At 65.8% G+C, this 14058-nt stretch carries 12 protein-coding genes; 8 read left to right on the forward strand and 4 right to left on the reverse strand.

All coding sequences use genetic code 11. The features are described from left to right. Positions 1–217: 217 nt before the first annotated feature. Together G4L39_RS14265 and G4L39_RS14270 are read right to left on the reverse strand one after the other, a co-directional pair. On the reverse strand, positions 218–838 hold the full coding sequence (locus G4L39_RS14265; protein ID WP_165109254.1) for an anthranilate synthase component II: 621 nt from the start codon (positions 836–838) through the stop codon (positions 218–220). A 164-nt stretch (positions 839–1002) separates the two neighbouring features. Next, a complete protein-coding gene (locus G4L39_RS14270; RefSeq protein WP_165109256.1) occupies positions 1003–1809 on the reverse strand; it encodes a hypothetical protein in 807 nt (268 codons plus the stop codon). A 125-nt stretch (positions 1810–1934) separates the two neighbouring features. Between G4L39_RS14270 and G4L39_RS14275 the strand changes: the two genes are divergently transcribed. The 8 genes from G4L39_RS14275 to G4L39_RS14310 all read left to right on the forward strand — a co-directional run bounded on the left by G4L39_RS14275 (position 1935) and on the right by G4L39_RS14310 (position 10416). Further along, entirely contained in the window at positions 1935–2882 is a 948-nt protein-coding gene (locus tag G4L39_RS14275) for an HhH-GDP family DNA glycosylase (protein ID WP_165109258.1), read from the forward strand. Positions 2883–3151: 269 nt separating this feature from the next. After that, positions 3152–3838: a phosphatidylserine decarboxylase gene (locus G4L39_RS14280; protein ID WP_165109260.1), complete on the forward strand. Its 687-nt coding sequence runs from the start codon at positions 3152–3154 to the stop codon at positions 3836–3838. Between the two features lie 16 nt (positions 3839–3854). Further along, complete coding sequence (gene pssA / locus G4L39_RS14285) at positions 3855–4784, forward strand: CDP-diacylglycerol--serine O-phosphatidyltransferase (protein ID WP_165109262.1); 930 nt, start codon at positions 3855–3857, stop codon at positions 4782–4784. Beyond that, complete coding sequence (locus G4L39_RS14290) at positions 4772–5464, forward strand: LysE family translocator (protein WP_165109264.1); 693 nt, start codon at positions 4772–4774, stop codon at positions 5462–5464. Before pssA ends, G4L39_RS14290 begins: the two co-directional genes overlap by 13 nt. 16 nt (positions 5465–5480) lie before the next feature. After that, positions 5481–6488, forward strand: a complete 1008-nt coding sequence (locus G4L39_RS14295; RefSeq protein ID WP_165109266.1) for an FAD:protein FMN transferase — start codon at positions 5481–5483, stop codon at positions 6486–6488. Positions 6489–6606: 118 nt separating this feature from the next. Beyond that, positions 6607–8421 (forward strand): BatD family protein, encoded by a 1815-nt coding sequence (locus G4L39_RS14300; protein WP_165109268.1) that lies wholly within the window; start codon positions 6607–6609, stop codon positions 8419–8421. Continuing rightward, positions 8418–9242 carry a tetratricopeptide repeat protein gene (locus tag G4L39_RS14305; RefSeq protein WP_165109270.1) on the forward strand — a complete coding sequence of 275 codons (825 nt, stop codon included), beginning with the start codon at positions 8418–8420 and terminating at the stop codon, positions 9240–9242. The genes G4L39_RS14300 and G4L39_RS14305 overlap by 4 nt, the downstream gene beginning before the upstream one ends. Positions 9243–9657: 415 nt before the next feature. Then, positions 9658–10416, forward strand: coding sequence for an SDR family NAD(P)-dependent oxidoreductase (locus G4L39_RS14310; protein ID WP_165109272.1), 759 nt, complete (start codon positions 9658–9660; stop codon positions 10414–10416). Positions 10417–10582: 166 nt separating this feature from the next. Here G4L39_RS14310 and G4L39_RS14315 read toward each other — a convergent pair whose 3' ends face one another. Further along, positions 10583–12652, reverse strand: a complete 2070-nt coding sequence (locus G4L39_RS14315; protein ID WP_165109274.1) for a COG1470 family protein — start codon at positions 12650–12652, stop codon at positions 10583–10585. Next, entirely contained in the window at positions 12649–14043 is a 1395-nt protein-coding gene (locus tag G4L39_RS14320; RefSeq protein WP_205881047.1) for a DUF1501 domain-containing protein, read from the reverse strand. The genes G4L39_RS14315 and G4L39_RS14320 overlap by 4 nt, the downstream gene beginning before the upstream one ends. Positions 14044–14058: the final 15 nt, after the last annotated feature.

Below are 14058 nucleotides of genomic sequence, written 5' to 3' on the forward strand. Positions count from 1 at the left end.
TTTCCCGCAACTTCACCAAGACCGTTCCCGAACCGCCGGGTTTCGAATCATCACCGAACAACAACCGTTCACCTGAAGATTCACCAAGTCCTGGAAAGTGGCCGGTCCACCGTCCAGACGCCCGACACTTTGCCCCAATCGCAGCCCATTGCAAGAAGTTTTTGAAAATTTTTTCAGACCGCCTGAACTGCGCCCTCACCAGCCCCCATCCGCCGGATCAGGAACCGGTTTCCATCGCACCGGCGGCCGCCGGCCCCACCACCTCCGCCCGCGGACCCAACTGCAGAAAATTCCGCAGCAGCTCACGACCGTACTCGGTCAAAATGCTCTCCGGATGAAACTGCACGCCCCAGATGGGATACTGTTTGTGGCGCACCCCCATGATCTCGCCCTCGTCGGTCCGCGCCGTCACCTCCAGGCAGTCCGGCAGACTGCCGGGCTCAATCACCAGCGAATGATACCGCGTGGCCCGAAAGGGATTCGGCAGCCCCGCAAACAGATCGCGCCCGTCATGATGAATCATCGAGGTTTTGCCGTGCATCATCCGATAGTTCACCACCACCCGCGCGCCAAACACCTGGCCGATGCATTGATGCCCCAGACACACCCCCAGCGTCGGAATCCTGGGCCCCAGCCGCCGGATCACCTCGCACGACAACCCCGCCTCCCGCGGCGAGCAGGGCCCCGGCGAAATCAGCAGGCGATCCGGCTGCCACGCCTCGATCTGCTCCAGCGTGACCTCGTCATTCCGCACAACCTTCATCGCAACCCCCATCTCGCCCAGGTACTGCACCAGGTTGTACGTGAACGAATCGTAATTATCGATGACCAGCAGCATAGATTCGGTCCCACTCACTCTACCCGCGGAATCTCCCCTTGCCAAATGCGGGCTTGTCCCCCGCCCCCGGCGCCCGCCCGGCTCACCGGAACCGGTTCACCATGCCGACACCCCACTCACGGTTTGGGCCGGGTCACCGTCTCGGGGGCGCAGAGCGCGGATTCTCATGCCAGAAACGGATTTTCTTCCCCGCGCTTCCCGGCTCGCCGCGGCAAACCCAACGGCGTCACCAGGACCAGTAGCACCGTCACAACCCAGTGCCATACCCATGCCACCACCAGATCCGCCAGGTCCAGCCAGCCCTGACCGTAGCCGGCCACGGCCACCGTCATCAACCACGCCCCCGGCAATTGCACGGCCCAGCCGCACCGAAAGATCAAACCCGCCGAACCACGCCGCCCCAGACACACCGCCATCACAGCCAGCCCGAGCCCGTACACACACGCACAAGCAAACCAAATCCCCATCAGCCCCAGGGCCGTTCCCACACCGAGCGTCAGCCACACAAACGGTCGCCACGCCTCCCAACGGGCCCGCATCACCTGGGGATCCAACTCGAACGTCCAATCCGCCGGAAACGACCATTCCCGCCAGCCCAACGGACCATAAACGCGCAGGCTCTGCCGACCCCACTGAATCTGGAACATCGCGGGCGAGCGCAGGCCCCCGCTGTGCTCCGGGTCCACCACAATTGCAAGGTCCCGCGTCTCGGCCACCAAATGCGGCCGCGCGTCCGGGAAAGCCCAACGCCCACCCTCACACCGCAGCGGATGTTCCCACGCATCCAGGCAGACACGAACCACCGGCGTGAGAACACGCGAGGCACTCCACGCCAACGCCCAGCCGGCCACAGAAGCGGTCGCCAACACCAGCGCCAGCAGCACACGCGGACCGGGGCAAAACAGCCACCCCGACCTCCCCGTCGCACCGGCACCGGGCTCATCCACCTTTTCCGGCCCGTCCCTTGTCATCCACGGCCGAGGGAACGGCAAAGCACTCCCCGGCGCAAGAGCGACGCGGAAGCCCGGGCCCGCAAACGTTGACCGCCGACGCCCTCCCTCTTACGCTGCCGCGGGTGTGCAGCGTCAACCCACCCATGGAACAGCACGCATTCCTCCGCGCACTCTGGGAAGAAATCCGGAATAAACTCGGCTCCGAGCTGCCCAATTGGGAGGACCGCATCATAAAGTTGAAACAAGTCATCGCCGTGGAACGCCGCCTCAGGGGCGAAACATGGAGTGACCCCCAAGTTTTTGAAGCCCTCCTACGGGCCCTCCTGAGCGGTAATATTGATTGGTCGAATGTGGCGAAGGTTCAAGACGACCTCCAACAGATGTTTTGCAACTTTGACTTCCACCGGTACGCGAACCTCGAAGACGCCGATATCCATAAAATCGCCGAGTGGCTTAAAACAAAGAAAGCCGGCGCACCACAACAAAGAATCCAGCTCCGCAAGTTCCGGGAGACATGCCGGAAACTCGTGGGGCTTCGCGCCGAATCAAAGTCCGCGGAGTCGTATTTTCTGGGACTGGTGCGCTCTTGTGGGGACGACCCCGTCGAGGCTGCCATCCAGTTGGGCACGCCCGGACAATACAAACTTCCAGGCTTTGGCGTGCCCCTCGCCGCCGAAGCCCTGCGAAATCTCGGGTTCGACATCGCCAAACCGGACCGGCACATCCTGCGGGCCGTCGCCAATTTTGGTCTGGTTCAGTTTCCCGAGAATCGGCGCCGCGGGAAGTCTGCCCGCTCGCAGACGTGCTCGGAAAAGGCCCACCCCGCATCTTCTTCCGCTGCCGACACGGGACGTACCAGCGACTATGCCGCACCAAGCAACTCCAATCCGGCCAAGTGCAGGGAAATTATGATCGCCGTGGCTGACTTCGCCCGGGCAGTGGGAGAGAAGGTCGTGTTTGTGTTTGTGGATAACGCCATCTGGTTGCTATGCGCCCGCGAGGGGCCCTGTGGCGGAGCTCACCTGAAGAATTCGGAACTCCAAGACCTGGCCGCGCGCGCTCGAATGAGGGCTCAGTCCGCCCCCTGCTGAAGTCCGAAATCTCGCGTCTCATCACGGACCAACCCTGATGGATTCGAATCACCGGTCCAACCTGTCCAGGTCGCCCGCCGAGGCGATCGCCGGGGAAGTCCTCTCCAGGCAGGTTCCCAAGCGTCCGGGAAGGGTTTGCCGGGCCCGGAGTCCCGGGACCGGAGCGCGCCAGTTCTATAGCCCGGCCACCCGGCCGCCCGGCGTTTAGAAGCCGGCGGCTCCGCCCGTTTGGATCTTGAAGGCGTCCCGGGGGAACGTAAGCTGGCGGCATGAAACATGCCGGCAAGGCGCGTCGCGCGGCTTTGCGCATGGTGGGTTGGACCTTGGGTGTGCTGGCCCTGGTGTTGCTCGGGGCTTTATGCGCCTGGCTGCTGGGCTCGTTGGTCCTCATGTTGTCCACCCTGTTCGTGTGCATCTGGGCCGCGTTCGCGCTGTTTACCCTGTTTTTCTTTCGCGACCCCACGCCCCGGGTACCCCGGGGCCGCGGCCTCATCGTGGCCCCGGCCTATGGACGGGTGGACGTGGTGGATCGCACCACTGAACCCTGGTTCCTGGGCGGCGAGTGCCACCGCATTTCGATCTTTCTTTCCGTTTTCGACGTCCACGTGCAATACGCCCCTGTGGCCGGCCGGGTCGCCATCCGCAAACACACGCCCGGCGTGTACCTGAGTGCCCTCCGCACCGAGAGCAGCAGCTACAATGAAAACGTGTTGCTGGGCCTGGAGGTGAACGAGCCGGCCGGTGAACGCGTGGCGGTGCGGCTCATCGCCGGTGTGGTGGCACGCCGTATCGTGCCCTTCGTCGAGGCGGGGGAGGAACTGGACCAGGGCGACCGGATCGGCCTCATCCAGTTCGGCTCCCGGGTGGAATTGTACCTGCCCTTGCGAGCGCGGGTGACGGTGAAGGTGGGTGACCGCGTCCGCGGCGGCGAAACCATTGTGGCCCATTGGGAATAGAGGAGGCCCCGACCCCATGGCACGCGCACCATCCACTCTCCAGGGCAGGCGCCCAGAAAACCCATCCGATCCCGACGCCGGGCTGCAGATCTATTTCCTGCCCAACCTTCTCACCGCGGGAAATCTCTTCTGCGGGTTTGTGGCCCTGACCAAGATCGTGGAGGCCGACCTGACACCCTCGCCGGAAGGAGTGATCAACTGGGGACCGATCAAGGTCGCCATGGCGTTCATCCTGTTGGCGTGCATCTTCGACCTGTTCGACGGTCGCGTGGCGCGGATGGGCGGAATCGACAGCCCGTTTGGACGCGAGTTCGATTCGTTGGCGGATCTGATCTCGTTTGGGGTGGCTCCGGCGTTTCTGGTGCATCGGGTGGTGCTGGCCGATGTCTTCGTGAATCATCCCCAGATCGGCTGGTTCATCGCCTCCATCTACCTGCTGTGCGGGGCGTTCCGGCTGGCACGGTTCAACGTATTGGCCGCCCGGGGCGACCGTGGTACCACTGAATTCGTCGGCTTTCCCATACCCTCGGCGGCCGGGTTGGTCGTGTCTCTCACCCTGCTGATCATCCACCTCAACGAAAATGAACGCAGCCTGGGCCGATGGCGGTACATTCCGGCGGTGGTATTGGTCTTTCTTTCGATCATGATGGTCAGCACGGTGCGGTACCCGAGCTTCAAATCGTTGGGCCTGCGCGCCACCAGCACCTTCACCAAGGCCATCGGTGCTGCGCTCTTCCTCGGCATGCTCCTGGTGTTGCGGGAAAAAGTGCTTTTCTATGTGCTGCCGGGGTTCTTCACCGCCTACCTGATCTACGGATTCATCCGACCCAAATTGTCCCGGGCCCTGCTGCGGGAAATCGAAGACGAAGAGGACTGGAATGAACCGGCCCGGGGCACGCCCGAACCGGACCCGCCCGGGGGAGGTGACAACCCATGCGGGAGGTGATCCTCTCAGGGCTCACCGGTTGGATCAGCGGACTGCTGCTGTCCATCCCGGTCGGCCCGGTCAATCTCACCATCATGAACGAAGCCGCCCGGTGGGGGTTTCGCCGGGGCTGGTTCATCGGCTTGGGAGCCGCCTGCATGGAGGTGATCTACTGCGGCCTCGCCTTCGCCGGCGTCTCCTCCTTCTTCGGACAGCCCCTGGTGGAAAGCTTCATGGAGGTGTTCAGCTTCCTGTTCCTGGTTTTCCTGGGTTTGAAGTTCCTGCTCACCCGATCGGTGGAAACGGCCCCACGCGTGAGCCGGGGCAGCCGGTTGGAGCAGCGGCTGGAAGCCCGCTTGGAGGCGCGGTTCCACCCCCATTCGGCCTTCATGATCGGTTGGATCCGGACGCTGGCCAATCCGGGCGTCCTGCTGTTTTGGATCATCCTCGCGGGCAACTTTATGGCCAGGGGCTGGGTGGACCCCGGCTGGCCGGGCAAACTGGCCTGTTTGCTCGGGGTCGGTGCTGCCACGCTCGGCTGGTTTACCGCGCTGAGCTGGGGCGCCTCGCGCGGCATGGGCCGGCTCAGTGAACCCGCCCTCCTGAAAATGGAACGTGCCTCGGGTGTGGTGTTGCTCCTGCTGGCCGCCATCCACGGGGCCCACATCGCCTGGCAACTGGCCGGTCTGCGCCACCATTGATCCCGTCGCAGCCGTCATGACCCAAACCGCTGATGCCGTCCCTTTCGAATCGCCCGTGGCCGTCCGCGCCGCAATCGACGCGATGGCCACACGATTCGAAATCCTCGTGTACGGAACACACCCGCCCGCCCTGCGCGCCGCCGCCGAGGAGGCCCTGGCCGAGGTCCGACGACTCGAGTCCCGCCTCAGCTTCTATCGACCGGACAGCGAAATCGCCCGGCTCAACCAGCGCGGCGGCACCGAACCGGTTCGAATCTTGCCCGAGGTATGGACCCTCCTGGAACGGGCCGTGGCCCTCGGCCGGGCCACCGACGGTGCGTTCGACATCACCGTGGCACCCCTGCTCGAAGCGTGGGGGTTCGCGGGCGGCACGGGACACCGACCCGACCCCGAAACCCTCCACTCAGCCAGGAATCGTGTCGGCCTGCAATACCTGCGCTTCGACCGCCTCACCTGGTCGGTCAGCTTCGAAAAACCCGGTATGCGCGTGGACCTGGGCGGGATCGGCAAGGGCTACGCCATCGAACAGGCCGTGGAAATCCTCCGCGACGCCGGCGTCACATCCGCCCTCATCCACGGCGGCACCAGCACCGCTTACGGCCTGGGCGCACCGCCCGAAGCCGAAGCATGGCAGGTCGCCATCGAGCCGCCCCCCGAATTGCGCCGGCCCGACGCACCACCACTGGCCGTGGTTTCCCTCCGGGACCGCGCACTGTCGGTCTCGGCCGTCTGGGGCCGGGCATTCACCGACGCCGAGGGCCTCCACGGCCACGTCATCGACCCGCGGACCGGCCAACCCGTTTCCCGCGCCGTTTTGGCCGCGGTGGTGACCCGATCCCCCACCGAAGCCGACGCCCTTTCCACCGCATTGCTGGTCCTGGGTGCCGAGGGCCTGAACCTGCTGGCCCGGCAATGGCCCGACCTCCAAGCCCTTGTCCTCGGGCGGTGCGCAGGACAATGGCACGTCCAAACCCGGGGTCTCACACCCCACCCCGCTTACACGACAACCGGCCCGAAAACCTGACCGACAACCGGCCCGCCCGCCGCAAAGTTTGAACCGATCCGCCCGTCCGCCATCCAATCCTCGGAAACAGGGTGTTCTTGCATCGCCCATGCTCACGGGCAGAATGCACCCTTGCAGCATGCAGACGTGGAGAAACATGCCCGGGCCCGGCTTGCCGGAGGTCCAACCGAACCGGTTCCGACCGGGACTATTGCTCCTGGGCTGGTGGTTCGCAGTCCTCCTGTGCTGCACCGCCGCCGGCGCCACCTTTACCGCTTCCGTGGACCGCGGGGTCGCGCCCGTGGGCGAGCCCGTCACCCTCAACCTCACGTTCTCGGGCGGTGAACCGGAAGAACCGCCCCGGGTGCCGGATATTCCCGGCCTGCAAATCACCTACGCGGGCCGCTCAACCCAGTTCATCATGGTCAACAACCGCATCAGCTCCACCGCCACCCACACCTACACGGTGGTCGGACTCGAACCCGGCGACTACACCATCCCGGCTCTCCAGGTCCGCGTCAACGGGCAAACCCTCACCAGCGATCCCGTCTCCCTCCGCATCGTCCGCAGCGACCCGCGCACGCAACTGGCTTATCTGCGACTGTCCATCCCGGAGCGGCCGGTCTACGCAGGCGAGGTCTTCACGGTGAAACTGGACCTGTGCCTGCGCGACCGCATCGAAAACATCGCCAATGTCCAGCTCTCCCCGCTCCAGGTCGAATCCTGCACCCAGCTCAAACAGTCCCGGCTCCCCCAACAAACCGAACGCAACGAATTCGGCCAGTTCACGGTCATCCCCATGGTCTACACCCTGGTGGCCGCGCGCCCCGGCACGCTCACGATCGGCCCGGTGGACTGCAGCTTCGTCGCAGAAGTGATTCCGGAAGGAGGCCGACGCGATCCATTTGCCGGATTCGGTTTCGGCGTATTCCGATTTGGCGAGACCCGGCCCATCTCCCTGCGCGCCGACGCCCAAAAACTTCAGGTCCTGCCCCTGCCCGAACAGGGTCGGCCCCCGGAGTTCAACGGCGCCATCGGCCGCTTCAGCCTCTCCGTCGTCGCCGGCCCCACCAACGTCGCCGTCGGCGACCCCGTCACCGTCCGCGTGCAAATCCGCGGTCGCGGTGCACTCGACGCACTCAAACTCCCCGAACAGTCGGACTGGCAGGCCTTCAAAACCTATCCGCCCACCGAGAATGTCCAAACCTCCGACCCGCTGGGACTCGAGGGTGTCAAAACTTTCGAACTCATCGTCGTCCCTCAATCGGCCGGAATTCGTGCCCTCCCTCCCCTCCGGTTCGCCTACTTTGACCCCGAAAGCCGCACCTATCGGCAGCTGGCCAGCGAACCGATCCCCTTGCAGGTGCGCGCCGGTGCCGCCACCCCGCTGCCCGCCCTGGCCACTGAACCGCCACAACCCCGGACCCCACCCGCGCCCGCCCGGGACATCCGCGGCCTCAAACAACAGCTCGGGCCCATCGTCGCCACGGCACCGCCATGGATCACTCGCGGGTCCTTCTGGATTGCGCACAGTCTCCCCGTGGCAGCATGGCTGGGTCTGCTGGCCTGGCGCCGACGCGCCGAAGCCCTGGCCGCCGACCCCCGCCGACAGCGTCAGCGCGCCGCCCGCCGCCGCGTCCGCCACGCCCTGTACGAACTGCAAAAACTGGCCCCTGCCGGACCCCCGGATGCCTTCTACGCCGCCCTGTTCCGCCTGCTCCAGGAGCAGATCGCAGAGCGGCTCGACCTGCCCGCCTCCGCCATTACCGAGGCCGTCATCGAGGAACGCCTGCGCCCGGCCGGCCTGCCCGATGACCTCTGCCAGGAATTGCACGCCCTCTTCCAGCTCTGCAACCAGGCCCGCTACGCACCCGGCATGGTGGAGGCCAACCTCGATCGCGTCCGCGCCCGGGCCGAAGCCGCCGTGCAACGCCTCCAAAACTTCGGACCATGAGCGCGCACCAGCCCCCGGATTCCCGCAAATCCTGTGCAACAACCCGCCTCGCCGGCGAGCGGGCCGGGATTGCGCGACATGCCTGCGTTGTCGTCGGCCTCTGGCTGCTGACCCTCGCCACGGCCGCCGCGGCACCAGCGGCTGCGGCGACCGCATTCGACCAGGCCAACCACCTCTACGAACAGGGCCACTACGAGGAGGCGGTCCGCACTTACGAAGATCTGCTCCACCAGGGCATCCGCACCGCGGCCGTCCTCTACAACCGCGGCAACGCCTGGTTCAAAGCCGGCCACCTCGGCCGCGCCATCGCAAGTTACCACGAAGCCCTCGAACTGGCTCCGCGCGATCCCGAAATCCGGGCCAACCTCCAGTTCGTCCGTGAACAGGTCCGACCCCCATCCTTCAAACCCGGCACTCTTCAACAATGGCTCACCCGGCTCACCGTCAACGAATGGACGTTGGCAGCCGCCGTGCCGTTTTGGATCTCTCTGCTCCTTCTGATGGCAAGTCAGGTGCGTCCGGCATGGAGGGCCCGATTCAAGGGCCTCCTCTGGTGCACCGGCCTCCTCACCCTGTTCCTGGCCGCACTCACGCTGGCGGCCCATCTCCTCTGGCAATACCGTCGCCCGGCAGTCGTCATCACCGCCACCGCGCCGCTCCGCAACGGTCCATTCGAAGAATCTCCCGTGCTGCTGCAACTCCACGACGGCGCCGAAGTCCTCGTGTTGGAACGCAAGGACAATTGGCTCCGGGTCACCCCCGACGGCATCCAATCCGGCTGGGTCCCGCAGGACGCCCTTTGGATCCCCGGCACCCTCTGATCGCACCGCCACGGCCCGAGGTCGCCTGCCACACACCCGGGCGCGCCCTTCTTTGCCGCAGCATTCCCGGCCGCTTGCCGGACTGCGGGTTCGCAACAGCCCCGGCTCAACCCGTCCCGCCGCTGCAGCACGTCACACCCGAGCACCACGGCGCTCCCAAAATCGCTGGCCTGCGAATTCCCGCCGGATTCATCTGCCGGGCGCACCTCGGCGCCCGTGGAAACGGTGGCAGCGCCGCGGCTCACGCCTGCAGCACGTCTTGCACAGGTCGACCGGGACAAACAATCGCACACGCAACCCGCCGTTCCCGGGAGCGGCCGGACCGGCAGGAACCGCACGCGCGCAGGCCGCTCCCCCAAGGTCCCCGGGCACTTCCCTCTGGCTCCCGCCCGCCTGCGCCACCACAATGCCGGCCATGAACGGGATCCACCTGCACAACCGGGTGGCGGTGGTCACCGGAGCCAGTCGTGGACTGGGCCGCGCCATCGCCCTGAAACTGGCCGGGGCCGGGGCCGACGTGGCATTGCTGGCCCGGGACGTCCAACGGCTCTCTTCCGTTGCCGAAGAAATCCGGCAGCGCGGTCGCCGTGCCCTGCCCCTGCCCTGCGATGTCTCGTCCGAATCCGACGTCGCCGCAGCTGCCGGGGAAATCCGCAAGGCCTTCGGCGTCGTACATATCCTGGTCAACTCCGCCGGGATCAACATCCGCAAGCCCATCACCGACTTCACCCTGGAGGAATGGCATCGCGTACTGGACACCAACCTCACCGGCGTGTTCCTCATGTGCCGGGCCCTGATCCCCCTGATGCGCGGCCAGGGTTACGGGCGGATCCTCAACCTCACCTCCATCATGAGTCATGTGGCGCTGCCCGGTCGCACCGCTTACGCGGCCAGCAAAACGGGTCTGCTCGGTTTCATCCGGGCCCTCGCACTCGAACTTGCGCCCGAGGGCATCACCGTCAATGGCATCAGCCCCGGACCGGTGGCCACCGAGATGAACCGTCCCTTGCTGGAAAACCCCGAGCTGCACCGCGAGTTTACAGCCAGGATCCCCATGGCACGTTGGGGCACGGAGGAGGAAATCGCCGCCCTGGCCCTCTACCTGTGTTCCGACGAGGCGGGATGGATCACCGGAACGGACATTCGCATTGACGGCGGCTGGACGGCTCAGTGAAGGCCCGGTGACAAGCCGGACCGGGACCGATCACCACAAGCGACCGACCCCGATCCCGGCTCACGTCACCATCCCCTCCCAAATCCAGACGGCTCCCCTGGAACCCGGGCATGCACCCGCCCGGCGGCCTCCCACGCCGCCCGACCGGGCTCCCGGCACAACGGGCCTACCGCCTGACTGCCGCCCCTTGACGAGGCCGAACACCCAGCGGCCCGCCGTTCACTGTCAGCCACAACTCGCTCGCCGGAAGCAGATGCCGGTAGAAAAACGCCTGCATCCATTCCTCCGCCGGATGCACGGTCTGCACCCCCACACTGCCCGCCAACTCTGCACGGGCCTCCAAAACCACGCGCCACGTTCCGCGCCGCGTTCCCCCGGGCACACGCAGCTGCACCGGAACCTGATTGGTACCCGCAGGCACACGAGCCGGAACCAAGGTCGCTCCCGGCGGGCCTTCGCGAAGGCTGAGGGTAACCGGACCGTCAAATCCATCCCTGCGGACCACATGCACCATGCCCGTCACCGTGCCGCCGGGTCGGACCGCAAGCGCAGACGGCGTCCAGTACACGGCAAAACCGGGGCGCGCCTGGCTCAATCGCAAGCGATACCCGTACGCGGAACCGCCCTTGCCCTGGGTGTCGGTCAACCGAACCCAGTACTCGCCATCCTCGGGGATGGTCAGTTGAAGCCACGGATCGGCTTGATGCGTGAGCCAGCCACAGGACGGGTCCGGCACATCATCGGCCGAAGCAAGGACCTCGTCTGAGCCCCGTCCGCATTCCAAACGCGCGTCCAGGGGTGATCCCAGCCGCCGGGCCAGGACCTCCAACACGACAACCTGGCCCGCCCTGCCGGCGAACCGGTAAACGTCCTCGTCCCCCGGTTTTTCAATCCGGCCATTGACCACACACGGAAGGTCCAGCCGACACGCCCCGGCAGGCCCATCGTTCGGCTCGCTCTCACCGGCTTCGGGCAACGTATCCAGCGCAAGCCACACGCTGCCCAGGTCAACCGACCCTGCCTTCAACCGGATCCGTTGCAAGCCCGGATCCAAGCCCTCCGTCGGGATCGTCAGCCGCTCCACCGGCAGGTTCCAACCGCTCAGGTCGAGGGTCAAAGGCTCGCCCACACGCCCGCCCAACGGAAACACATCCGTCACCCACGGGATCTCACCCACCGTCAGCCGATACACAAAATCCTCCCGACCGCGATACAACGCGTCCCGCACCTCCAGCGTGTATAGCCCGTCCTCGGGAATCTCACAAAACAACACCGGGTCGGGCTCAAATCGAAAATCATCGCACGCCACAAGTTCCCGCCCCTGTACGTCCCGCAAAACCAGCACCGCCTGGAACCAGCCCGGAACCGCGTCCGCCAGGTACGGAATCAGTGCCCGCGCCTGCAGCGCCGCCACCAACCGTTGCCCCCGACGAGCCCGGAAAATGTAACGGTCAGTCGTCCCGGGCAGGATCTGCCCGTTCAACACCACCGGTAGTTCGACCGGCACCGGCCCCGAGGCGTCCCGACCCGTCTCCGGCAACCGGCCCAAACGAGCCAAAAACCGTTCCAACTCCGGATTCGGCATCTCCGCGGCCGGCTCGGACTGCTCGGGGCATACACCGACAAAAAACCGAAACGGATTGGACACCCCGGCAGGACCCGCCAGCCGCAGCTCCATCTCTCCGGGCACCACCGTCTCCGCGATCCGCACCCGCAGCCGGACCCGTTCCGCCAATGCCGGGGTGGCATTCCGATTGGGTGGATTGGCGAGGATCTCGTTCACACTCTGCTGCCAACGCTCCTCATCGGCGTTGGTCCAGGCATGGGGGGCTCCCGACTCCAATCCGCCGGAACGGCGCGCATTCATCCACGCACGACGCCTCTCCGCCAGTTGCCGCAACTCATCCCGCAATTCATTGAACCGGGCTGGCGACATGGGCCGATGGTACTCCAGCACCTCGGCCTCCACCCCCGGCCGGTCCCACAAAACCCGGTCCACCCGTGCCAACCCGCGTCCACCCACCGTCACCTCCACCGTCGTCCCGATTTGTCCGCCGGCCGGATGGACATAACCAATCCGCGGCGCCACCGGCTGAGCCCATACCAGCGCGGCCTTCACAAGCCCGAGGACACACCCCAGCCCCAGCGCGAACCGAAGCCGCGCCCGCAACAAGCCAGCTCCGGAAAGCCGGCCCCGACGAAACCCGTCGCCACTCGACGCAACCCAACGGGTCATACCGTCTCCATGATCTCGCGCAACAGGCGCGGGCCCGAGCCCGCTTCCGACGTCTCCGGCAACACCCGCACCGGTTGCCCCTCCGGATGCGGCAGCGTGGCACCCGGATCAATCCCCAGCAGCGTATAGATGCTGGCCAACACCTCGGCCGGATGAACGGGCCGTTCCACCACTTCTTCACCCGTGCGGTTCGTGGCCCCGAGCACCTGCCCGCCCTTGAATCCGCCACCAGCCAGCAGCGCGGAAAACGCGCGCCCGTAATGGTTCCGGCCCCCATTCCACGGCGGATCCCACTGGACCTTCGGCGTCCGACCAAACTCGCCCGAGACCCAGACGATGGTCTCGGCCAACAGACCACGTCCGGCCAGATCCTCCAGCAGTGCCGACAACCCCTGGTCCAGTTCCGGCAGTTTCCGGTTCATCACCTGGAAGTGTTGCTTGTGCGTGTCCCAGCCCTTGTAGTTGATCGTCACATACGGCACGCCCTGCTCCACAAGCCGGCGCGCCATCAGACAGCTCTGTCCGAAGGTGTTCCGGCCGTACCGGTCCCGCACCGCGTCCGGCTCACGGGTCAAATCAAACAACCGGCCCGCCTCCCCAAGAATCAGTTCATACGCCTGCTCCTCCGAAGCATAAAAACTCTGCAGGGTCGCATCCCCGGGCAATACCCGGCCCAACGTGTTCAACTCCGCCAACAGGGCGCGCCTCCGACGCTGGCGTTCGTCGCTCACCCCGGGCGCCACAATCCCCTCCACCTCGAATCGCGCCCGGGCCGGGTCGCCGCCCGTCACAAACGGCCGCGCACCGTATCCGAGAAACCCCGCCTCCGAAAACCGCCCCTGCGGTTCCGTCAACACAATGTACGGCGGAATCAGGCCGCCCGGCCCGCCCGTCCGTCCCTTGAAATGCGCCACCACCGCCCCCGCGCTCGGAAACACATCGCGCCCGCCCGGATTATGCCCCGTCTGCACAATGTACGAAGCTGTCTCGTGGGCATTGCTCCCATGGGTCAGGCTCCGAATCAGGACATACTTGTCCGCCTGCCCCGCCAACCGGGGCAACAACTGCCCGATCCGAATCCCGGGCACATTCGTCTCCAACGCCGAGTTCAAGGGTCCGCAATAATCCCGCCCGGCCTCGGGCTTCGGATCAAACAGATCAATGTGACACGGCCCCCCCCACAACCAGACCTGGATCACCGAACGCGCCCGCGGGGTCCGGGAGGGCGACGCCGCCCGCAACCCCCAACCATTCAGCAGCAACAACCCGCCCGCCCCATACAAACACCGCCGCAACATCTCCCGACGCGACATCGGGACGCCCAGCCGCTCCAACAACCGCATCGCATCCCGGCGCACAGAGCGCCCGGGGTCAGATCCTTCCGGGTTCATACGTTTCTCTCCGCC

This window comes from Limisphaera ngatamarikiensis, assembly GCF_011044775.1.
Taxonomy (GTDB): Bacteria; Verrucomicrobiota; Verrucomicrobiia; order Limisphaerales; family Limisphaeraceae; genus Limisphaera; species Limisphaera ngatamarikiensis.